Below are 369 nucleotides of genomic sequence, written 5' to 3'. Positions count from 1 at the left end.
CGGGGAGCGCAAGGCCGACGAGACCGAGCGGATGATCGAGCGGGTGCGGACCTTCATCGGGTACCGGGAGTACCCGAAGTACGGGATCATCAGCCGCTACTTCGTCTACAAGCAGGCGCTGCTGGCCGAGGCCGAGCGCCTGGTCCAGGCGGGTGTGCTCGCCGAGACAGACGACGTCTTCTTCCTGACCTTCCAGGAGGTCGGCGAGGCCGTGCGCACCGGCCGCGTCGACGCCGGGCTCGTGGCCCGGCGCAAGGACGCCTTCCAGGCGCACCAGGCGCTCACGCCACCGCGCGTGCTCACCTCGGACGGCGAGGCCATCACCGGCGCCTACCGCCGCGACGACGTACCGGACGGCGCCCTGACCCG

At 71.5% G+C, this 369-nt stretch carries 1 pseudogene; it reads left to right on the top strand.

The annotated features are described in order from the left end of the window. Positions 1–369, top strand: a pseudogene (locus tag DN069_RS42180) (phosphoenolpyruvate synthase); the annotation flags it as partial.

Source organism: Streptacidiphilus pinicola, from assembly GCF_003258295.1.
GTDB lineage: Bacteria > Actinomycetota > Actinomycetes > Streptomycetales > Streptomycetaceae > Streptacidiphilus > Streptacidiphilus pinicola.
The sequence above is the reverse complement of the archived record's forward strand: the minus strand, read 5'-3'. Positions and strand labels throughout refer to the sequence as shown.